Raw genomic sequence first — 20025 nt, 5'->3', positions numbered from 1 at the left:
GTAAGAAGCAGAAGATAAGAATGAAAAAACTAGCGATCATTACATCTCATCCCATACAGTACAATGCGCCATTGTTCCGATTATTAATGCAACGGGGGAAGATTGATCTGAAGGTATTTTATACCTGGGGGCAAACTGAGAGTGGCTTTGTGTATGATCCGGATTTCAAAAAAGAATTTAAATGGGACATTCCTTTGCTTGATGGCTATGAAAAAGAATTTGTAGAAAATGTTTCCCCGAACCCCGGAGCAGGGCATTTCAGGGGCATAAAGAATAGAGATCTTGTAAAACGGATCGATCATTTCGACCCGGATGCATTATTGGTGTTTGGCTGGAGTTTCCAAAGTCATTTGCAGATCCTGCGGCATTATAAAGGAAAGAGGAAAATTATTTTCAGAGGAGACTCAACTTTGCTTGACGAAAAGCCCGGTTTATCGCTAAAGAAACTAGCAAGGCGTTTATTTTTGACCTGGGTATATAAACATATCGATGTGGCACTATATACCGGTGAGGCAAATAAAGCGTACTACCTTAAGCATGGCATCAAAGAGCGGCAATTGTATTATGCACCACATGCCATCGACAATGAACGTTTTGATGATCGTGATGGGAAATTTGAAGAAATGGCAAAACTGTGGCGAAGTGAACTTGGGATACGTGAGGATGAGATCGTTTTTTTATTTGCCGGTAAACTAGAACCAAAAAAAAACCCGTTTGGATTAGTGGAAGCTTTTACATCGATTGAATCCGATCTTATACGATTGCTGATTGTTGGAAATGGATTGCTCGAAGATGAATTAAAACAAAAAGCAGTAAACGATAAACGTATTCTTTTTCTTGATTTTCAAAATCAACAAAAAATGCCAGTGGTATACCGTTTAGGTGATGTATTTGTGTTGCCATCGAAAGGACCGGGTGAAACATGGGGATTGAGTGTAAATGAAGCAATGGCTTCATCACGGCCAGTTATTGTGAGTAATAAATGCGGTTGTTTCAACGAATTAGTGAAGCATAACGGGAAAGTTTTTAGTGCCGAAGATCCGGGAGAACTGAATGAAGTTTTACGGTTTTTTTTAAAATCAAAACAAGAGCTTGAACTGATGGGGGCCAATAGTCGCCAGTTAATTCAGTCATATTCTTACGAGAATACAGGATCTGTAATAGAAGACGCAGTATGAGCTACAATAAACTAATTTTTGGCGTAATTGCTTTGTTAGGGGTGTTAGCTATTTCAATGGCAGGTTCGCTATTAACAGCTGAATTGATATCCATTGGCTTGTTTATCTATTTTCTTTTAAACTTTATTGATTCAATCGGGAAGTCTTATAATATGCTTGACATTCCCATTTTGCTGGCCATTTTTCAATGCCTGCTTATGCCAGCTATCGTTTATCATGTTTATAACAGCGACGCTGTTGTACAAGCCTTGAAATATGACATGGCTGTTAAACCGGAGATGTATTATGATTTTATGCTTCCTGCTGTGCTATCTTTTATTGCCGGTGTGAAGCTCCCTGAGTTTTTTCAAACTTCATTGCCCCGAAAATATGAGCGTGCATTGCATCAGTCCCGTGAATATTTAAAAGGTAAGGGGAATTTAGGCCTGCTCCTGATTATTATCGGAGTAGTTGCGAGCATTATGGGAGTATTTGTACCAGGTGAATTGAAGTATGTAGCATATTTGTTTAGCAAGCTGTTATATGTAGGCGCCATCTATACTTATTTTTCTGATCAATCAAACCGGAAATTTTATTTAATAGGGGCTGGTGTTGCAATACTTGCCCAGGCATTGACTCTGGGAATGTTTGGAGAGTTGATATTCCTTCTTGCTCTTGCGGTAATGCTGGTTATGATTGGGAAAAACATTAAAGCAAGCAGAAAGTTTGGTATAACCCTCATCGGTATTGTATTTGTACTATTAATACAAACTGTGAAAGGCGATTTCAGGCAGCTTACCTGGGGGGGCGATAAAAACCAATCAAAAACTGAAGCTTTTTTTTCGCTCGTGGTTGACCGTATTAGTGACCCGGGCCGTTTTTTTGACTGGGAAGCGGCTTTTCCCATGATTATGCGTTTCAATCAGGGAATGATTGTAGCAAAAGTGCTGGATTATGTTCCCCGCAGTGCACCTTTTGCCGAGGGAGAAACTATTACTACATCTCTTGCAGCTTCTTTTGTACCAAGGATCATGTGGCCGGATAAACCGACGTCCGGAGGACACTATAATATGGAACGATTTACTGGGTTTATTGTCTTGGGTTATAGTATGAATATCAGTCCCATGGGTGAGGCATATGGAAATTATGGTGTGGAAGGTGGGATTGTATTTATGTTTTTTTATGGTTTGTTCTTTTCATTAACCGTGCTAATGATCCTGAATATTGCCAGGAAGAGACCTACAATTATATTGTGGTTCCCCGTTTTATTTCTTAATTCTATTCAGATGGAAACAGACATTTTAATGTGTGTCAACTCACTAATAAAAAATCTTCTGTTTATTTGGTTTTGTTATTGGGCAGGAGACCGCCTTCTACGATTAAAACTTTGAGCACAGAGTAGTTTGAAGGACCCAAATCCAAATAATAATATCCGAAAAATCAAAAAGTAAGTGTCAAAATCCAGCGGTAAAAGCCGAATGATTCCAAGCTGAAAGCAACACTTCAACTGTTTTTTTGAATAAACGTATCCTCATTTTTTACGATCATTTTTACCCGGCCTGGAAAGCGGGTGGGCCAGTACAATCATTGGTGAACCTTGTGCGGCAATTGCATAACGATTATGAGATATATGTTGTATGTAAGCCGCATGAAATGAATGAGCAAAAAGCATTGCCAGGTGTTGTTGCAAATAAATGGATCGATTGGGAAGGGAAGGCGAAAGTTTATTACCGTGATTACACAGCAGGAAGTCATTATCAATTGAAGGACCTCTTCCATTCCATCAAACCCGATGCAATCTTCATCAATGGATTGTTCTCGTTGCATTTTAATATAAGGCCTTTGCAATATGCGGTTGCTTATTGTAAACAGTATACCAACTGCAAGCTCATCTTATCTGCAAGAGGAATGCTTCACCCTGGGGCACTCTCACAGAAATCACTCAAGAAGAAAATCTTTTTAAGTTTTTTTAAATTGGCGGGCTGGCATAAGTCTGTTTATTGGCATGCGACTGATGAACAGGAATTGCATTATATCAAGCAACAGTTTGGAAGGGAGATGAAGGTTTTTGTTGCCGGCAATTTTCCCGATCTGTTGCCAGTTGTTTCTACACCTAAAAAAAAGGTCAATGAATTAATCCTCGGTACGGTGGCACTCATTAGTCCGATGAAAAATCACCTGGCTGTTTTAGAGGTATTACAAAAAAGTTCTGCTCATATTGAATGGCGTATTTATGGCCCGGTAAAAGATGCAGCCTATTGGAAAGAATGCGAAGAGTTGATCGCAAAGCTTTCTTCGAATGTTAAAGTGATCTATCAGGGTGAACTTTCACCTGCGGACAAAGCAACAGCAATGGAACAGTTCCAGGTATTTATTATGCCCAGCAAAAGTGAAAATTTCGGGCATGCTTTACTTGAAGCGTTAAGTGCAGGTAAGCCTGTGATCACCACCAATACCACCCCGTTTAAACAGCTGCAGAATTTCAACGCCGGATTTACAGCAGATATTCTTCAGCTACAGAACGACCTATCCATTGCAATTGAAAAGTTTGCAGCTATGAATGAAGATCAACTAACGGAGTATAGTCATGCAGCAGCTGCTTTTGGAGCAAATTTTGTTGATATAAACCTTGTCAAACAACAATATCAAACTTTATTTACTTAGCTGGCCGATAAGCATGAACGTTATCTTTGCGGCCTTAAATTTTCATAATACGAATGATTGTTCTTGGAATTAACGCCTATCATGCAGACAGCAGTGCGGCGATTTTTGTGGATGGTAAGATGATCGCAGCAATTGAAGAAGAGCGTTTTCGACGTGTAAAGCACTGGGCAGGCTTCCCTTCTATGGCTGTGGAATTTTGTTTGAAAGAAGCTGCAGTGAGTTTAAAGGATGTAGATCATATTGCTATTGGTCGTGACCCTTGGGCGAAACTGGGGAAGAAACTGTTGTTCCTGTTGCAAAACCCTGGAAACAGTGTGTCGGCTGTGCGTAACCGTTTGAGCAATGCGAAAAAAGTATCAACGCTCGAAGATGAGTTTGCGAAAATAGAAGCGATTGATAAAGCAGCATTGAGAAAGAAAATCCACAATGTTGAACATCACCGTAGTCATTTAGCTTCTGCTTTTTTTGCATCAGCATTTGAAGAAGCCGCTTTGTTATCAATTGATGGTTCAGGTGATTTTACCACTACTATGATCGGTATTGGTCGTGGAAATAAAATTGAAATCCTTGATTCAGTTGATTTCCCTCATTCAGTTGGAATATTTTACACAGCCCTCACACAGTGGTTAGGCTTTCCTCATTATGGCGATGAATATAAAGTGATGGGTCTTGCACCGTATGGTGATGCAAAGTATGTTGATCAACTAAGAGAGTTAATACAGTTTACAGATGACGGATTGTTTAAACTGAACCTTTCGTATTTCCGTAACCCAACTAAAGGCATTATCACTTATGGTGAAGATCACATTCCTGTTGTGGCTACCTTGTTTACAGATGCGTTTGAAACAAAACTTGGAAAGGCAAGGGGAAAAGGCGAAGAGTTAACGCAATTTCATAAGGATATGGCCGCATCAGTACAGCGTTTTACGGAAGAGTTGATCTTTCACATACTCACTTCTTTGCAGAAAAGAACGGGATTGAAAAATGTTTGTATTGCAGGTGGTGTAGCGCAGAATTCAGTTGCCAACGGCAAGATTACACGTAATACACCCTTCACAAATGTATATATCCCCAGTGCCGGACATGATGCAGGAATATCCATGGGAGCAGCGTTGTATGTGTATAATCAAACCTTGCAACAACCCCGTCAGCCTGCGATATGGTCGGCGTATACAGGTAGTCATTTCAATAATGAAGAGATTGAAGCATATCTCCAATCGAGAAACATTGGATACAAAAAATTACCAGATAGTGAATTGTATAATTATGTAGCGGATCGTTTGGTGAATGCCGGTGTTGTTGGATGGTTCAGCGGCAGAAGTGAGTTTGGGCCGAGAGCATTAGGAGGTCGTTCGATCCTTGCTGACCCGAGAAGACATGATGCAAAAGATCTGCTGAATGCAAAGATCAAACGAAGGGAAAGTTTTCGTCCGTTTGCTCCTTCCATCCTGAAAGAATATGTGGAGGAGTATTTCACCGTATCAGATGTGGTGCCTTTTATGGAAAAAGTATTTCCGATAAGGGAAGAAAAGAAATCAGCGATCCCTGCCGTTACGCATGTAGATGGTACTGGTCGTTTGCAATCTGTTGATCAAACTGTTTCACCAAGATATTATGCATTGATCGATGCGTTTCGTACAAAAACTGGCGTGCCGATTTTGCTGAACACATCGTTTAACGAAAACGAACCCATCGTTAACTCTCCTGCAGAAGCATTGGATTGTTTTCTCCGTACACAAATGGATATGCTGGTGATGGAAAATATAATTGTAGAGCGATAAGTAATGAAGGTTTCCATCATCACCGTTGTTTACAATCGTGCTTCTACAATCGAACGGGCTATCCGTTCGGTGCTCAATCAATCGTACAGGAATATTGAATATGTGATTGTAGATGGTGCTTCAACCGATGGGACAATGGCGGTTATTGATCAATACCGGGACAAGGTAACAACGGTTATTAGTGAAAAGGATGAAGGCATGTATGATGCTTTGAACAAAGGAATTAAAGCTGCAACCGGTGATATTGTTGGTATTCTTCATGCTGATGATGAGTTTGCCAGTGAAAATATTATTCAGCAGATTGTAGAAAAATTTCAGAGTAACCCGGTTATCGATGCTGTTTATGGTGATGTAGGATTTGTTCATGCTGCGCAGCCTCACAAGATCATCCGGTATTACTCGTCGGCTATCTTTAAAACCAATTTGTTTAAGTTTGGTTTTATGCCGGCGCATCCAACTTTTTTTTGTTACCGCCGTTTCTTTGAACAATATGGTTTCTACCGTACAGATTTGGAAATTGCAGCGGATTTTGATCTGTTATTGAGGTTTTTAAGAAAACACCAATTGTTTACGGTTTATATTCCGGAGATGCTGGTGAAGATGAATATGGGAGGTAAGAGTACAAACGGTATCAGCAGCACCATTAAAATAAATAAGGAATTAAAACGGATACTTTCTGAGCATAAGTTACCATCGAGCTATATACGTTTATATTCCAGGTATTTTATTAAGGTGAGTGAGTTTCTGCGAACGAAGAAAGCTAAGAGTTAAAAGAGAGAAAGAAGAAACAGAGGGTTTGTAGAAAAGTAAATAACTAAGACATTACGATAAACATAAATTACGAAAAGCAATAATGAAAAAAGCATTAATTACAGGTATTACAGGTCAGGATGGCGCCTATCTTTCTGATCTGCTGTTGAAGAAAGGGTATGAAGTGCATGGCATCAAGCGTAGAACATCTTTGTTCAATACCGATCGTATTGATCATTTGTATGAAGATCCGCATATCAACAATCGTCATTTCGTGTTGCATTATGGTGATCTTACCGACAGCACCAATCTCATCCGTATTATACAGGAAGTGCAACCGGATGAAATTTATAACCTCGGTGCCATGAGTCATGTAAAAGTGAGCTTTGATATTCCTGAATACACGGCTAATACCGATGCAGTAGGTACACTTCGTATTTTAGAAGCGGTGCGTTTGTTAGGCTTGACAGAGAAGACAAGAATTTACCAGGCATCAACGTCTGAATTGTACGGTTTGGTGCAGGAAGTTCCACAAACAGAGAAAACACCTTTCTATCCACGTTCACCTTATGCAGTGGCAAAAATGTACGGCTTCTGGATCACGGTGAATTATCGTGAAGCTTATAACATGTATGCCTGCAATGGCGTGTTGTTTAATCATGAATCTCCGTTGCGTGGTGAAACCTTTGTAACAAGAAAAATTACACGTGCCGTTGCAAAAATTGCATTGGGTATGCAGGATAAATTGTGGTTGGGAAATCTTAACTCACAACGTGACTGGGGTCATGCAAAAGATTATGTAGAAGCAATGTGGTTGATGTTACAGCAGGACCAACCGGAAGACTTTGTGATAGCAACGGGTGTTACCACCCGGGTTCGTGAATTTGTTCGTATGGCTTTTGCAGAATTGGGCGTTGAAATAGAATTTAAAGGAGAAGGAGTTGATGAAAAAGGGATTGTAAAAAGTTGTTCAAACGCCGAGTATCAATTGAGCGCCGGCACAGAAGTGGTAGCTGTTGATCCAAGATATTTCCGCCCAACTGAAGTAGAATTGCTGATTGGTGATCCAACAAAAGCAAATACAAAATTGGGATGGAAACCGAAATACGATCTGAATGGATTAGTGAAAGAAATGGTAGCTTCAGACCTGGACATTTTCAAGCGTGAAAAATTATTACACGAAAGCGGTTATAAGATCAAAAATCAATTTGAGTAATGCAGAAGAAAGATAAAATATATGTTGCAGGTCATCGGGGTATGGTAGGTTCAGCCATTGTGCGAAAACTGCAACAGGAAGGGTTTGAAAATTTAGTGTTGCGCACATCTTCCGAACTTGATCTGCGTTGCCAGGAAGCAGTTGATACTTTTTTTAAAGAACACAAGCCCGACTATGTGTTTTTAGCGGCGGCAAGGGTCGGGGGAATCGTCGCCAACAATACTTTTCGTGCTGAGTTTTTGTATGATAATCTGATGATCCAAAACAACGTGATTCATTCTGCCTACAAACACAGTGTAACAAAGTTGTTGTTCCTCGGTTCATCCTGCATCTATCCCAAATTTGCTGAGCAACCTATTAAGGAAGATTACCTGCTTACGGGTGTATTGGAAAACACAAACGAACCTTATGCCATTGCAAAAATTGCCGGTTTAAAATTGTGTGAAGCTTACCGAAGTCAGTATGGTTGTAATTTCATTTCTGCTATGCCTACGAATTTGTATGGCCCCAATGATAATTATGATCTCAACAATTCGCATGTATTGCCTGCATTGCTTCGCAAAATGATTGTTGCTAAGCGTGAACAGCAACCATCGGTTGAAATCTGGGGTTCGGGTACACCCCGCCGTGAGTTTTTGCATGTGGACGATCTTGCAGCTGCCTGTTTCTTTTTGATGCAGGAATACGACGGAACTGAGTGGATGAATATTGGCGTAGGGGAAGATGTATCCATTAAAGAATTAGCAGAACTTATAAAAGATATTGTGGGTTATGAAGGTGAACTTCAATTCAATACTTCCAAGCCTGATGGTACACCACGTAAATTATTAGATGTTTCGAAACTGCAAAATCGTGGGTGGAAAGCAGGTATTGCATTAAGAGAAGGAATTGAGAAAGTTCATGAAGAAGTAAAGTCGCTGCCTTTTTAAGGTGAAAGCCGAAAGGCAAAAGGTATAAGACAAGCATGTTTGGATTATTTAAAAAGAAGAAGGAAGAACATCTTTCTGTAACAATTGACTACAGTGGGTTGGGTATTGATATGCATTCGCACCTGCTGCCTGGTATTGATGATGGCTCTCCTGATTCAATAACTTCAGTGAACTACATTAAAAAAATGATGGAACTTGGCTATCGTAAGTTCATCTGCACACCACATATTTACCCGGATCTTTATCCAAACACTCCTGAAACGATCAATGCAGCTTTACAGGTTTTAAAATCAAGGTTGAAAGAAGAACAGGTTGATGTGGAAGTGCACGCAGCGGCCGAGTATTTTATTGATGATCTGTTTGCCGACCGATTAAGAAATGATGAACCACTTCTTACCATCCATAAGAATTATGTATTGGTAGAAATATCATTCATGCAGGCACCCACTGATCTAAAGAACATTCTGTTTGATATGATCGTTAAAGGTTACCAACCTGTGCTGGCACATCCTGAACGTTATAATTATTATCATTCACGCAAGGAAGTGTATCACCGTTTTAAAGACCAGGGTTGTTTGCTGCAGGTAAACCTTCTATCACTAAGTGGATATTATGGAAGAGGGGTGCAGGATGCCGCTCATTACCTGGTTGATCAGAAACTGGTTGATCTTATAGGTACTGATCTTCACCATGAGCGTCATCTTGAAGCCATGCAACATCCGCAATTAATGATCGATGTTCAAAAAGCATTGTCAACAAATTATCTTCTCAACGCTACCCTCTAACCTTTTTGAACAAGCCCCGATTATTAATTATTCTTAACCGTTTAGCTGTTGGTGGTCCTGCATTTAATGTTATCAGCGGAGCATCGTTACTTAGTCAACAGTTTGACATTCTTTTGCTAGCAGGTGCGCCCGATGCTGATGAACAACCGGCAGATTATTTACTCGATCAATACAAAGGTTTCCAGTTTCAAAAAATTAATTCATTAAGGCGTTCAGTAATTCCGGGCACTGACTGGCGTGCATATCACGAAATCAAAAAAACGATCAGGCAATTTCAACCACAAATTGTACATACTCATGGAGCTAAACCCGGGGTGCTTGGCCGACTAGCTGCTCATCGTTTAAAGGTGCCCGTTATTGTACATACGTTTCATGGTCACGTTTTTCACTCTTATTTTTCAAGTTTCGTTTCAAGCCTTATCGTTCGAATTGAACAATGGCTTGCAGGTTTTTCTTCAGCTATTGTTGCTATAAGTAATAAACTGAAAGAGGAATTAAGCAGACAATATCATGTTGCGTCAGCTAACAAAATTCAACTCATCAGGCTGGGAATTGATACCACTCAGTTTTATGATGAAAATGAAAAGAAGCGATTGCAGTTTCGCAAGCAGTTTCATTTAGAAAGCGATGTTATTGCTGTTGGTATTGTTGGCCGGCTTGTTCCTGTAAAAAATCATCGTCTGTTTATTGAGGTTGCAGAACAAGTATTAAAAAGCAGCCATCATCGTCTCAAATTTTTTATTGTGGGCGACGGACCCGAAAGAACATCCCTGCAGGTATTCATCAAATCGAAAAAAATGCAATTTACCCATGCGGGATCGGATGATGATAACGCTCCATTTATTTTTACCTCCTGGAGAAAAGATATGGATGCTGTTTATGCAGGGATGGATATCATTATGCTTACTTCTTTAAATGAAGGAACGCCCGTATCGATCATGGAGGCAATGGCAGCAGGTAAGACAGTACTATCAACAAATGTTGGCGGCATTGCTGAACTTATTACGCATAATGAAACAGGTTTTCTCGCCAACACAAAAAGTGAGTTGGCAACGGCATTGTCTTCTCTGGTGGGCAATCCTGAATTGCGTTCAACATATGCTGCTGCAGCCAAAAAAGAGGCAGCCCGTTTTTCTAAGTCGGCAGAAATGCTAGCACTTTCCACACTTTATCATTCCCTTCTTCCACAGGCCTGATTTTTTCTTTCTTTCAAAACAAAATTGTTCTCTCCCGAACTTTTTTGATTTCGATTTGTAGTTTGCAAGGAGATAGACCAAGATGAATAAGTTTACCATCAAAGACCTTGAAAATCTGAGTGGCATTAAAGCCCACACTATCCGTATTTGGGAGCAGCGCTATTCATTCCTGAAGCCGCAACGCACTGCCACTAATATTCGCTATTACAGCAACCTTGAATTAAAAATGCTGTTGAATATTTCGTTACTTAATAAATACGGTTATAAGATTTCCCATATTGATCGGATGAGTAATGATGAGTTGCGTGAAAAAACACTCACTCTTACCAGCCCTGAAGCACAGCAGGAACGCATTATCAACGACCTTATTCAGTTTATGATTGATGTGGAGCTCGATGGGTTTGAAAAAGTACTTGATCAGCACATCCACCTGAAGGGTATCGAAAAAACGATCACGTATATTCTTTTCCCCTTTCTTGAACGCATTGGAATTTTGTGGCTCACCGATCATATCAATCCGGCACAAGAGCATCTTATCACCAATATTATCCGGCAAAAACTGATAGTTGGTATCGACAAAGCAGTAACACCCCTTTCTCTCAAAACTAAAATGCTTCTTTTCCTGCCGGAAAATGAACATCACGAAATCGGTTTATTATTCCTTCACTACATGCTGAAAAGCCGTGGAGTGAAAGTGATCTACCTTGGAGCCAGTGTTCCGGTTAAAGATCTGGATTACGTGGTTGAATTAAAAAAGCCCGATTACATTTATACCCACCTTACCACAGTAATTAAAGAATTTAATTTTGATAAATTTATTAATAACCTGAAACAACGGTTCCCGCATCAACAGATCATCATCTCGGGTTTAATGGCGCAAACTTTTCAGAAAAAACCCGTGCCTTCCAATTTCCGTTTTTTAAAATCTTTCACGGAGGTTAGTGAATTCCTGGGCAATCTCTCTTAAGTTTCACCGCATAATTTATAGGTACATCCCCCGCTTGCGGGGGATTTTTTATGTAACTACATGAAGCTAAAGTGTTTAATAATTAATATAAAATAGTTAAACAAAAATTTGGAAAACTGATACTTGTTTGTTTAACTTTACAGTATCATGAATTAAACAAAATGTTATGTCAACAGTGGAATTCAACCAAATGCTCTTAAGCAATACTGACTTTCTGAAGCCGTTTGCCTTCACCCTTACAAGGGATAATGAAACAGCAAAAGACTTATTGCAGGAAACCTTGTACAGGGCATTGTCGAACCGTGATAAGTATAATGTGGGTACTAATGTAAAGGCATGGTTGTATACCATAATGCGTAACATTTTTATTAATAACTATCGCAGGAGGGTAAAACAAAACACCATTTTTGATTCAACTCCCAACGATTTTTTACTCGACTACCAACAGACTACGGTTGCGAATGATGCTGAAGCATCGTTAAAAATGAAAGAAATACAGTCGGCCATTCATCAATTGCCGGAAATTTTCAAGCATCCGTTTGTACTTTATTTTGAAGGATTCAAATACCACGAGATTGCGCATGTTCTTAATGAGCCGCTGGGCACAATTAAAAGCCGTATTCATTTTGCTCGTAAATTGTTGAAGGAACAGATCAGCAGAAATTAAATCAACACAACTTGGCTCAACAAGCAATCGTTATTGGCAGCGGCTTCGCCGGCATGTCTGCGGCTACTTTCCTTGCACATACGGGATGGGATGTTACTGTTCTGGAAAAACATGATCAACCCGGCGGAAGGGCAAGGCAGTTAAAAGCCAATGGTTTTACCTTTGATATGGGCCCTAGTTGGTATTGGATGCCCGACGTATTTGAACGCTACTTCAACCAGTTTGGTAAACAAGTGAGTGATTATTACCAACTGAAAAGACTTGATCCCTCTTACCGCATTTACTACGAGAAAGAACTGGTTGATATCCCCGCAAATTATGATGAGCTGAAAATGCTTTTCGACAACATTGAACCGGGTGCCGGTAAAAGTTTAGATGCGTTTATGAAGGAAGCTGCTTATAAATACGAAGTAGGCATGCAGAAGCTGGTGTTTAAACCGGGGCTTTCCCTCACTGAATTTGCAGATGCAGATCTTGCGAAAGGTGTGTTTAAACTGGATGTTTTTTCATCAATGAAAACGCATGTGCAGAAATATTTTTCTGACCCCAGGTTACAAGAACTGATGGAATTTCCTGTGTTGTTTCTGGGTGCATTACCTGAAAAAACTCCGGCACTTTATAGTCTCATGAACTATGCAGACGTGAAACTAGGTACATGGTATCCAATGGGTGGCATGTATGAGATCGTAAAGGCTATGCATCAACTGGCGGAAGAAAAAGGGGTGAAATTTTTATTTGATCATAATGTTGAAAGCATCAGTATTGTAAATGAAAAAGCTGCGGGTGTAGTAGCGAATGAGACTTATTTTGAAGCTGATATTGTTGTGAGCGGGGCTGATTACCATTTTACCGATTCAAAGTTATTGCATCACCAGGAACAATCATATTCAGAGGCATACTGGAATAACCGGGTGATGGCCCCTTCCTGTTTACTTTATTATGTGGGGCTCAATAAGCGACTGCCGAATTTGACGCATCACAGTTTGTTTTTCGATACCAGCTTTAATCATCATGGGAAAGAAATTTATGATGATCCGAAATGGCCATCAGATCCATTGTTTTATGTAAGTGCGACAACCGTTACTGATCCTTCGGCAGCCCCTCCTGGTTGCGAAAATCTTTTCTTTCTTATACCTGTAGCATCGGGTTTAACAGGCGATACCGAGGAACTCAGGGAAAAATATTTCAAACAGATAGCCGAGCGATTTGAGCAACGGGTTGGTGAACCAATTCTGGATTCTATTGTTTATATGAAATCGTATTCGGTCAGTGATTTCGTATCTGATTATAATGCGTTCAGGGGGAATGCTTACGGACTTGCAAATACTTTGATGCAGACAGCTATTTTAAAACCATCTTGTCAAAGTAAAAAAGTACCTAACCTTTATTACACAGGTCAGTTAACAGTACCGGGTCCGGGAGTGCCACCGAGTTTGATTAGTGGAGAAGTGGTGGCGAAACTGATAAATAAACAACACGTAAAGAAAAAGCAATACAGTTGAGCTTATGATGAATATTTTTCACGATGTATCTCAGTTATGCAGCCGCAATACAACGGAGCGCTACAGCACTTCGTTTTCCTCGGCTATACGCTTGTTGCACCAGGACCTGCGCCAACCCATCTACAATATTTATGGTATGGTGCGGTTTGCTGACGAGATCGTGGATACATTTCATCAATACGATAAAGCAATACTTATCAAAGATTTTCGTAAGCAAACATTTGAAGCTATTGAGCGTGGCATCAGCACTAATCCTATCCTACACAGTTTCCAGTTAACAGTTAATCAATTTGGTATTGACTTAAAATTGATCGAGGCTTTTTTTGATAGCATGGAAATGGACCTAGAGAGAACGCAGTACAGCCATCAATCTTATAATGATTATATCTATGGCAGTGCTGAGGTTGTAGGGCTCATGTGCCTTTATGTGTTCCTGGAAGGCGATAAAGTGTTGTTTGAAAAATTAAAACCCTCTGCACGTTCGTTGGGTGCCGCATTTCAGAAAGTAAATTTTTTGCGTGATGTAAAAGCAGATTATAACCAACTTGATCGTACTTATTTTCCAGGTCTTGATTTTTCAAATTTTACCGAACGGCAAAAACGGGAAATTGAAGAAGATATTCAGAACGATTTTAATAGTGCTTACCAGGGAATCATGCAGTTGCCCGCCAAAGCACGCTTCGGTGTGTATGTGGCGTATAAATATTACCTCTCATTATTCAGGAAAATTAAACGCCTGCAACCCGCCACCATAATGCATCAACGGGTTCGTATTCCCGACCATCACAAGATCATGATTCTTTTAAGAGCCGGCGTTCGCAACCAGCTTAACATGATGTAATTTTCTAATCACTTACTTTTGATGAATGCAGGAAGTAATTCTCATTAACGAGGCTGATGAAGCTATTGGCCGCATGGAAAAAATGGAGGCTCATGAAAAAGCTCTGCTGCATCGTGCATTCAGTGTGTTCCTGTTTAATAAACAAGGAGAGATGTTGCTTCAGAAAAGGGCTTCAACCAAATATCACAGTCCTTCTTTGTGGACAAATGCCTGCTGCAGTCATCCTATGCCGGGTGAAGAAACAAACGATGCGGCACTTCGTCGGCTTAAAGAAGAATTAGGTTTTACAACTGCCATCAGCAAAGCATTTCACTTTACCTATAAAGCAGATTTCGATAACGGTTTAACTGAACATGAATTTGATCATGTATTTGTTGGCGAGTATGAAGGTGACATGCAACTGAATGTGGATGAAGTAAGTGAAGTGTGTTACAAATCAATGAGCGATATTAAAACCGAAATTGAACATAAAGCTGGTGCTTACACCGAATGGTTTAAAATTGCTTTTCCCTTATTAGAAGATTGGTTGCAACAAAATAAAACACATGCGGCAGCGTAAGGCAGTGGTTATTGGTAGCGGTGTTGCTGGTTTAGCAGGCGCTATTCGGTTGGCCGTATCAGGTTACGATGTGCAGGTGTTTGAACGAAATGTTTACGCCGGTGGCAAACTTTCCTTTTTTGAAAAAGATGGATTTTCATTTGATGCTGGTCCTTCGTTATTTACACAGCCGCAAAATATTGAAGAACTGTTTGCTTTTGCCAACGAGCCTATTGAAGATTATTTTCAGTACCGAAAAGTTGATCTTTCCTGTAACTATTATTTTGAAAATGGAAAGCATGTAAAAGCATGGACAGATGCAGAACGATTAGCGGACGAATTACAAACACAATTGGGTGAAGAAAAAACAGCCGTTTTAAATTATCTCCAAAAAAGCGAAACGCTTTATAATAATATCGGTAGCATATTTCTGAATCATTCACTGCATAAACGAAAAACCTGGTTTCAAAAATCGATAGTGAAGGCACTACAAACTGTACGATTGCCTCATTTAACGGGCACGTTGCATAGTTTCAATCAATCTGTTTTTAAAAAACCTGAAACTATTCAGCTGTTCGATCGCTTTGCTACTTACAACGGAAGTAATCCTTATCAAACACCCGGCATGATGAGTTTAATTCCACATCTTGAATTAAACGAAGGAACATTTTATCCTGAAGGTGGAATGATCAGCATCACCAATGCATTAGTGAAACTGGCAAAGAAGAAAGGGGTGCATTTTCATTTCAATTCGCCCGTGCAACGCATCATACAGCACCAGGGAACAGCTAAAGGCGTGGTAGTGAATGATGAAAATATTTTTGCCGATGTGGTGCTGACTAATTCGGATGTTTATTTTACTTATCATCAGTTATTAAAAGACCCGGTACATACGTATAAGGTGTTGAAACAAGAACGCAGTTGCAGCGGTATGATCTTTTATTGGGGCATGAGCAGGGAATTTCCTGAACTGCATTTGCATAATATTTTCTTCAGTAAAAATTATGCAGCAGAATTTCAATCGCTGTTTCAACAAAAACGTTTGTATAACGATCCAACCGTGTATGTGAGTATCACTTCGAAAATGGAAGAAGGCATGGCACCAAATGGCAAAGAGAATTGGTTCCTGCTGATAAATGCACCATCGAATGTTGGACAGAATTGGGAACAAATGCGCATTCAGCTGCGCCAACAGGTGATCGATAAATTGAGTCGTTTGTTGCAAACAGATATTGCATCCGCTATTGAAACAGAAGAATATCTTGATCCCATTCGTATTGAAGAACGCACAGGTTCTTTTATGGGATCGTTGTATGGAACAAGCAGCAATAGCAAGATGTCGGCTTTTCTTCGTCACCCAAACTTCACATCAAAAATAGATGGCCTGTACTTCTGCGGGGGAAGTGTGCATCCAGGGGGTGGTATTCCGCTATGTTTTAAAAGTGCAAAAATTGCAACTGAACTAATTCAAAGGGATCAGGCAAAACATACCCATCATTAATGCTGCAACAATACAGTAAACAACAGATCGCCACAAGCATTGCCGTGTTATTTCACTGCATTGGTTTAGCTGGTATTTTGTTTTACGATGCTGCTTTGTTTGCTTCACTCACGCCAATGAATTTGTTGTTATCGGCATCATTGCTTGTTTATACACAGAAAGAAAAGAACAATCATTTTCTATTATTTGCTTCAATATGTTTTGTGGTGGGTTATGGGGTTGAATATCTTGGTGTGAATTATCAACTATTATTTGGAGATTATCGTTACCTGTCGGCAATGGGTTTTCAATGGAACAACGTTCCGGTTGTAATTGGTGTTAATTGGTTTATCATGATGTACTGCTGTGGCATAAGTATCCAACACTTCCTCAACTTTATGTGGAATAAGCTGAAAGATGAAAATCAACCACGCCGCAGGAATGTTGGTTTTTTTGCAGTGATCATTGATGGAGCATTGCTTGCCACTTTTTTTGATTGGCTAATGGAACCGGTCGCTGTAAAGCTGGGCTATTGGCAATGGCTGGGCGATGGGAGTATTCCTGTATTTAACTACGTATGCTGGTTTGTCATTAGTGCATTGCTGATGTTCCTGTTCAGGATTTTATCTTTCTCTAAACAAAACCAATTCGCTGTAAATTTGTTATTGATTCAGTTTATGTTTTTCCTTGTCTTACGTACATTATTATGAGTGTGATTATATACATATTGCTGGCATTTGCGGTGTTCTTTACGATGGAAGGCATTACATGGCTTACACACAAATTTGTGATGCATGGTTTTTTGTGGTATCTCCACGAAGATCATCACCAGCCACGTGGCCGTTTTTTTGAAAAGAATGATGCGTTTTTTCTCATTTTCGCCATTCCGAGTTGGTTATGCATTATGCTTGGGTTGATGTACCAGGTTTATTGGGTGGTGAGTATTGGAGCAGGCATTGCTATGTATGGTGCCGCTTACTTTATTGTACACGATATTATCATTCACCAACGTTTTAAAATCTTTAGCCGATGGAACAGTACCTATGTGAGGGCTATCCGCTGGGCGCATAAAATGCATCACAAACATCTTGATAAAGAAGAAGGTGAAAGTTTTGGTATGCTCTTCGTGCATAAAAAATATTGGGAAAAGGTGAGGAAAGAAAAACGACTGAACCCAAATATTAAATAACGCAGTTGAATCCGCATTATACTTACCTGGTAATTCTTCTTTGTTCTATTGCGGGGCCACTGGCATTAAGCTTCGACAAAAAAGTATCGTTTTATAAAAAGTGGAAATACTTGTTCCCGGCAATGTTCTTGCCGGCTTTGTTTTTTATAATATGGGATGAATTTAAAACAAGGGCAGCTGTCTGGAGTTTTAATGATGAATATGTCATCGGTATCAAACTTTCTTCGCTTCCCCTGGAAGAAGTGTTGTTCTTTTTTATTGTTCCTTACTGCTGCGTGTTTATTTACGAATGTATTGTTTGTTATTTCCCATCCGTAAAACAAAAAAAATGGGGAAGGTTTGTGTTGATGTTGATGGCCATTCTGTCTCTTATTTCTGCAATGATGACTTACGGTAAAGCTTACACGTTTTATACATCTTTGTTCAATGCATTATTTATTGCAACGCTTTTTATTTGTCAAAAATGGTTCAAAGGGTTTAACGCATCCGCATTTTTTATCTCGTATTTAATTGTAGTGATTCCATTTCTTGTAGTGAACGGTTTTCTTACGGGTATTCCGGTAGTGCTTTATAATGATGCTGAGAATCTCGGCATTCGCATTTTTTCTTTTCTTCCATGGCCAATGAACAATATCCCGGTGGAAGATATCTTCTATGGCATGCTATTGATTTTAATGAACGTGGCTTTGTTTGAAAGGCTCCGTAACAGAGCGGCATAAACGATTTGCAGTATTGTTGCTAAAATATTTTTGCCATCCTTTCCATTGAAATTCGTAGAACATTGTAATTTTGTTCTGTAAAAAATAACTGTGCTACACAGTCAACATGAACAACATCCCTTTTCGGATTTTCGTTTTACTCTTACACATCTTAGTTTCTCTTTTCCTTTTGTTTTATGTGCTCGACTTTGATTTGTCGGGACGTTGGGTAAGTTTTTTTCTCTTTACAGCATTTTGCATGATAATGCTTGTGCTGCTGATTGCCCATTTGTTTTCTCTTTTCCGTTTTCTTAAAACCAAATAGTAATATATGATCTCCTTAGTTGTGTTTATCATCGCTGCAATAGTTGCAGGGTTGTTTTTCGGTATCCTCAAAAGATCCACTTATGTAAATGAAGACGGGCGCTTCCGGCCTGTTTCACTTGTTCGTGTAGTGGCTGTTGTTTTTATTGCGTTTATAGTTGTTGCCATCAATCCCATTGATGTTGAACGTATAGATGCCGGCCATGTTGGAATTAAAGTAAGTAACGTGGGCGATAACCGTGGTGTTGGTCGCACAGAGTACGTTACAGGTTGGGTATTTTACAATTCGTGGATATCACGTATCTACGAATTCCCTATCCACCAGCAACACATCGATTACGAAGCAAACGATATTGTAACGAAGGGTGGTTTCCGTGCAACCATAAAACCATCGTTCAACTATTCCATTAACGCTGGCAACGTAGCTGATATGTTCCAGAACCTGCGTGTAGGTGTAAACGAAATGGAACAGGGTTGGTTAAAGAATGCCATTGTGGGTTCGGTGAACGACGTTGCAAACCGTTACACCGTGGATTCAATTTTTAATCATCGTGAAGAGTTTGAAGCAGATATTGTAAAAGAATGTAACAAGCGTGTGGCAAAGTGGTTTAATGTATCACAGCTGCGTACGAACATCGTTCCGCCTGCTGAAATTTCTGAATCGATTGTTGCAAAAACAAGAGCCATCCAGGAAGTGCAGGTGGCTGAGAACAGGAGACAGGTAGCCGTTGCTGAAGCTGAGCGTAAGATAGCAGAAGCGAGAGGTGACTCTGCACAAGCGGTTATCCAGGCTGCTGGTCGTGCAGAAGCGATCAAGAGAGAACAGCTTTCTTTAACAGCTTTGTATATCGACTATATTAAAGTGCAAAAATGGAGCGGACAGGTTCCCACAACTGTCGCTGGTGGAAACAGCGGATTTTTAATTCAACTTCCAAAAGAAGGGAAAGAATAATCAGTAGTCAGCCGAACAAAAAAATGCGAAGCGTAAGCTTCGCATTTTTATTTTAATGTATTCATCAATATCAACCTTTCATATCACTTCATCAGCGATCAATAGCCTCTCTCTCTTGTTCCCGGGCAACCGACTTTTTTATCTTTTTTGAATGATGCAATACCTGATGTACGTTTATACCAATCAACAAAAGGACGCCATGTAACAGTTAGCTGAACAAAATAGTAAGCATCTTTATTTTTTTCGCTGCCACGTAAACTACCGCCGGCTGGATAAGTACCATTGCCACGGTAGGCCATATCAACTGCTGTTTGTCCTCTTGCAGCTAATAAGGTTGCCTGGTCAACATACTTTGAACTTACATCATCAATATAATCAGTGAATGTTTT

The 20025-nt window shown here is 39.8% G+C and carries 19 protein-coding genes and 1 pseudogene; 19 read left to right on the top strand and 1 reads right to left on the bottom strand.

Annotated features, from left to right (window positions below; all coding sequences use genetic code 11):
* Nucleotides 1–20: 20 nt before the first annotated feature.
* From ACO1QW_RS13590 to ACO1QW_RS13500, 19 genes are all read left to right on the top strand, one after another.
* A complete protein-coding gene (locus ACO1QW_RS13590) occupies nucleotides 21–1178 on the top strand; it encodes a glycosyltransferase family 4 protein (protein WP_486259373.1) in 1158 nt (385 codons plus the stop codon).
* Nucleotides 1175–2548 (top strand): hypothetical protein, encoded by a 1374-nt coding sequence (locus ACO1QW_RS13585; RefSeq protein ID WP_486259371.1) that lies wholly within the window; start codon nucleotides 1175–1177, stop codon nucleotides 2546–2548. The genes ACO1QW_RS13590 and ACO1QW_RS13585 overlap by 4 nt, the downstream gene beginning before the upstream one ends.
* Before the next feature lie 124 nt (nucleotides 2549–2672).
* Nucleotides 2673–3821 carry a glycosyltransferase family 4 protein gene (locus ACO1QW_RS13580; protein ID WP_486259369.1) on the top strand — a complete coding sequence of 383 codons (1149 nt, stop codon included), beginning with the start codon at nucleotides 2673–2675 and terminating at the stop codon, nucleotides 3819–3821.
* A 53-nt stretch (nucleotides 3822–3874) separates the two neighbouring features.
* Nucleotides 3875–5602, top strand: coding sequence for a carbamoyltransferase family protein (locus tag ACO1QW_RS13575; RefSeq protein ID WP_486259367.1), 1728 nt, complete (start codon nucleotides 3875–3877; stop codon nucleotides 5600–5602).
* A gap of 3 nt (nucleotides 5603–5605) precedes the next feature.
* On the top strand, nucleotides 5606–6373 hold the full coding sequence (locus tag ACO1QW_RS13570; RefSeq protein WP_486259365.1) for a glycosyltransferase family 2 protein: 768 nt from the start codon (nucleotides 5606–5608) through the stop codon (nucleotides 6371–6373).
* 82 nt (nucleotides 6374–6455) lie between these two features.
* Nucleotides 6456–7568: a GDP-mannose 4,6-dehydratase gene (gene gmd / locus ACO1QW_RS13565; protein ID WP_486259364.1), complete on the top strand. Its 1113-nt coding sequence runs from the start codon at nucleotides 6456–6458 to the stop codon at nucleotides 7566–7568.
* A complete protein-coding gene (locus ACO1QW_RS13560; protein ID WP_486259362.1) occupies nucleotides 7568–8497 on the top strand; it encodes a GDP-L-fucose synthase family protein in 930 nt (309 codons plus the stop codon). The genes gmd and ACO1QW_RS13560 overlap by 1 nt, the downstream gene beginning before the upstream one ends.
* Nucleotides 8498–8532: 35 nt before the next feature.
* Nucleotides 8533–9282 carry a tyrosine-protein phosphatase gene (locus ACO1QW_RS13555; RefSeq protein WP_486259360.1) on the top strand — a complete coding sequence of 250 codons (750 nt, stop codon included), beginning with the start codon at nucleotides 8533–8535 and terminating at the stop codon, nucleotides 9280–9282.
* Between the two features lie 5 nt (nucleotides 9283–9287).
* Nucleotides 9288–10478, top strand: a complete 1191-nt coding sequence (locus tag ACO1QW_RS13550) for a glycosyltransferase (protein WP_486259358.1) — start codon at nucleotides 9288–9290, stop codon at nucleotides 10476–10478.
* Between the two features lie 82 nt (nucleotides 10479–10560).
* Nucleotides 10561–11445: a MerR family transcriptional regulator gene (locus ACO1QW_RS13545; protein ID WP_486259357.1), complete on the top strand. Its 885-nt coding sequence runs from the start codon at nucleotides 10561–10563 to the stop codon at nucleotides 11443–11445.
* Between the two features lie 166 nt (nucleotides 11446–11611).
* Nucleotides 11612–12112, top strand: a complete 501-nt coding sequence (locus ACO1QW_RS13540; protein ID WP_486259355.1) for an RNA polymerase sigma factor — start codon at nucleotides 11612–11614, stop codon at nucleotides 12110–12112.
* An 11-nt stretch (nucleotides 12113–12123) separates the two neighbouring features.
* The gene (locus ACO1QW_RS13535; protein WP_486259354.1) at nucleotides 12124–13614 is read left to right on the top strand and encodes a phytoene desaturase family protein; all 1491 of its coding nucleotides are present in this window, start codon (nucleotides 12124–12126) and stop codon (nucleotides 13612–13614) included.
* A 4-nt stretch (nucleotides 13615–13618) separates the two neighbouring features.
* The gene (locus tag ACO1QW_RS13530) at nucleotides 13619–14455 is read left to right on the top strand and encodes a phytoene/squalene synthase family protein (RefSeq protein WP_486259352.1); all 837 of its coding nucleotides are present in this window, start codon (nucleotides 13619–13621) and stop codon (nucleotides 14453–14455) included.
* Between the two features lie 25 nt (nucleotides 14456–14480).
* Nucleotides 14481–15014 (top strand): isopentenyl-diphosphate Delta-isomerase, encoded by a 534-nt coding sequence (gene idi, locus ACO1QW_RS13525; RefSeq protein ID WP_486259350.1) that lies wholly within the window; start codon nucleotides 14481–14483, stop codon nucleotides 15012–15014.
* Nucleotides 15001–16494: a 1-hydroxycarotenoid 3,4-desaturase CrtD gene (gene crtD, locus ACO1QW_RS13520; RefSeq protein ID WP_486259348.1), complete on the top strand. Its 1494-nt coding sequence runs from the start codon at nucleotides 15001–15003 to the stop codon at nucleotides 16492–16494. Before idi ends, crtD begins: the two co-directional genes overlap by 14 nt.
* A complete protein-coding gene (locus tag ACO1QW_RS13515; RefSeq protein ID WP_486259346.1) occupies nucleotides 16494–17183 on the top strand; it encodes a carotenoid biosynthesis protein in 690 nt (229 codons plus the stop codon). The genes crtD and ACO1QW_RS13515 overlap by 1 nt, the downstream gene beginning before the upstream one ends.
* Nucleotides 17180–17662 (top strand): sterol desaturase family protein, encoded by a 483-nt coding sequence (locus ACO1QW_RS13510; protein WP_486259344.1) that lies wholly within the window; start codon nucleotides 17180–17182, stop codon nucleotides 17660–17662. Before ACO1QW_RS13515 ends, ACO1QW_RS13510 begins: the two co-directional genes overlap by 4 nt.
* Before the next feature lie 5 nt (nucleotides 17663–17667).
* Nucleotides 17668–18381, top strand: a complete 714-nt coding sequence (locus tag ACO1QW_RS13505) for a lycopene cyclase domain-containing protein (RefSeq protein ID WP_486259342.1) — start codon at nucleotides 17668–17670, stop codon at nucleotides 18379–18381.
* A gap of 310 nt (nucleotides 18382–18691) precedes the next feature.
* Complete coding sequence (locus tag ACO1QW_RS13500; protein ID WP_486259341.1) at nucleotides 18692–19636, top strand: SPFH domain-containing protein; 945 nt, start codon at nucleotides 18692–18694, stop codon at nucleotides 19634–19636.
* Between the two features lie 98 nt (nucleotides 19637–19734).
* On the opposite strand, the pseudogene ACO1QW_RS13495 reads toward ACO1QW_RS13500, so the two are convergent.
* Nucleotides 19735–20025: pseudogene (locus ACO1QW_RS13495) on the bottom strand (hypothetical protein); the annotation flags it as partial.

Source organism: Lacibacter sp., from assembly GCF_057361365.1.
This window is presented reverse-complemented; position numbering and strand designations above follow the sequence as displayed.

Bases quoted from the DNA above. Each gene is read 5' to 3' on its own strand.
- ACO1QW_RS13590 (WP_486259373.1), top strand. From the start codon at position 21: ATGAAAAAACTAGCGATCATTACATCTCATCCCATACAGTACAATGCG.
- ACO1QW_RS13585 (WP_486259371.1), top strand. From the start codon at position 1,175: ATGAGCTACAATAAACTAATTTTTGGCGTAATTGCTTTGTTAGGGGTG.
- ACO1QW_RS13575 (WP_486259367.1), top strand. From the start codon at position 3,875: ATGATTGTTCTTGGAATTAACGCCTATCATGCAGACAGCAGTGCGGCG.
- ACO1QW_RS13570 (WP_486259365.1), top strand. From the start codon at position 5,606: ATGAAGGTTTCCATCATCACCGTTGTTTACAATCGTGCTTCTACAATC.
- gmd (WP_486259364.1), top strand. From the start codon at position 6,456: ATGAAAAAAGCATTAATTACAGGTATTACAGGTCAGGATGGCGCCTAT.
- ACO1QW_RS13560 (WP_486259362.1), top strand. From the start codon at position 7,568: ATGCAGAAGAAAGATAAAATATATGTTGCAGGTCATCGGGGTATGGTA.
- ACO1QW_RS13555 (WP_486259360.1), top strand. From the start codon at position 8,533: ATGTTTGGATTATTTAAAAAGAAGAAGGAAGAACATCTTTCTGTAACA.
- ACO1QW_RS13545 (WP_486259357.1), top strand. From the start codon at position 10,561: ATGAATAAGTTTACCATCAAAGACCTTGAAAATCTGAGTGGCATTAAA.
- ACO1QW_RS13540 (WP_486259355.1), top strand. From the start codon at position 11,612: ATGTCAACAGTGGAATTCAACCAAATGCTCTTAAGCAATACTGACTTT.
- ACO1QW_RS13530 (WP_486259352.1), top strand. From the start codon at position 13,619: ATGATGAATATTTTTCACGATGTATCTCAGTTATGCAGCCGCAATACA.
- idi (WP_486259350.1), top strand. From the start codon at position 14,481: ATGCAGGAAGTAATTCTCATTAACGAGGCTGATGAAGCTATTGGCCGC.
- crtD (WP_486259348.1), top strand. From the start codon at position 15,001: ATGCGGCAGCGTAAGGCAGTGGTTATTGGTAGCGGTGTTGCTGGTTTA.
- ACO1QW_RS13515 (WP_486259346.1), top strand. From the start codon at position 16,494: ATGCTGCAACAATACAGTAAACAACAGATCGCCACAAGCATTGCCGTG.
- ACO1QW_RS13510 (WP_486259344.1), top strand. From the start codon at position 17,180: ATGAGTGTGATTATATACATATTGCTGGCATTTGCGGTGTTCTTTACG.
- ACO1QW_RS13500 (WP_486259341.1), top strand. From the start codon at position 18,692: ATGATCTCCTTAGTTGTGTTTATCATCGCTGCAATAGTTGCAGGGTTG.